At 42.9% G+C, this 1308-nt stretch carries 1 protein-coding gene; it reads left to right on the top strand.

Features of this window, described 5'->3' with window-relative positions:
• Positions 1–73: 73 nt before the first annotated feature.
• Positions 74–1308: IS1634 family transposase (locus tag AMDU4_RS10915; RefSeq protein WP_290705126.1), on the top strand; the 1235-nt coding region annotated here is incomplete at its 3' end.

The raw sequence follows: 1308 nt of genomic DNA, 5'->3' as shown, positions 1-1308 counted from the left end.
GAATGAATGTATCCCTGCGTTGTTCGTGCACTGTTGATGCACGGATTTATATAGTTGTTAGGGATACATGGGTATGTACCTGAGGATATCACGCAACAGGAGAGGGAAGAAAGTGTATGAATACGCGCAGATATGCGAACGCTACAGGGAAAATGGAAAACAGAAGACAAGGATCCTGGAATATCTGGGGCCTGTCAGGAATGAGGCTGACATGGAAAGATACCGGGAGGCCATTCTTCTCGCCGGTGAGAAGGATTCCATGAGAAGAATCACACCGGAGGATTTCTCGCTTCTGCCTTCAAAGGAATTCGGGATTGCCTATGCCTCCATGGCTATAATGGATAACAGCGGCATACTTAAGATATTGAGAAAGAATTCGGGTGTTTACGCCCATATCCTGAACTTCATGATAATCGCAAGGCTGCTTGAACCAACATCAGACCTCTCCCTCATAAACCTGTCAGGGATGGTATATTATCCATGGTCCGAGGTTAACCTGAATGACGATAATATATACCGTACCCTGGACAAACTCATCTCAGCAAAGGATTCCATAGAACTTGAAATATTCCATGCACTGAAGCCTGACACATCCATAGTGCACTATGACCTCACATCATCATATTTTGAGGGTAGAGAGGATAATGACCTTGTTTTGTTTGGCTATTCCCGTGATAAGAAGAGGGGAAAGGAACAGATAGTAATAGGCCTTGTCATGGCTGATGGCATACCTATACACCATGAGGTATGGAAGGGCAATACTGTAGATCCAGAAACACTTGAATCTACCATATCTGTATTGAAGGAAAGATTCAACATAAAGAATGTAGTATTCATAGCAGACAGGGCATTCGGGAGATCAAAGTCATTAAATCTCCTTGACCAGAATCAATACATAACGGCAGCATACAGGTGGGATAAGCCATACCGCAATATCCTCATGGAAACAGATTTCTCTGATGGCTATGTGATGGATGACCTGACCATAAAGAAGGTTGCCATAAGCGTGGATGATGTAATGAAGGATGATTCCACAGAGGGGGAGAGAAAGCTAGCAGAAAAGAGGAGGTATATAGCGGTATACAATAAGAAGAGGGAAGAACTTGATCTCAGGGACCTTAATGACAAAATCAATATCGTGAAGAAGAAGATATCCGATATTACAGACCAGAAGGAACTGAAGAAATCCCTGGGAAAGCTGAAATCACTGGTGAAGTTCAAAGAGAACAATACAGCACTGAATGAGAGGAGGATCAATGTACTTACGAAACTTGCAGGTAGATTCCTCATAGTAACAAATACCGATCT

Source organism: Ferroplasma sp. Type II, assembly GCF_000496155.1.
Note: the sequence above shows the minus strand (reverse complement) of the source record. Positions and strands in the feature narration are given on the sequence as shown.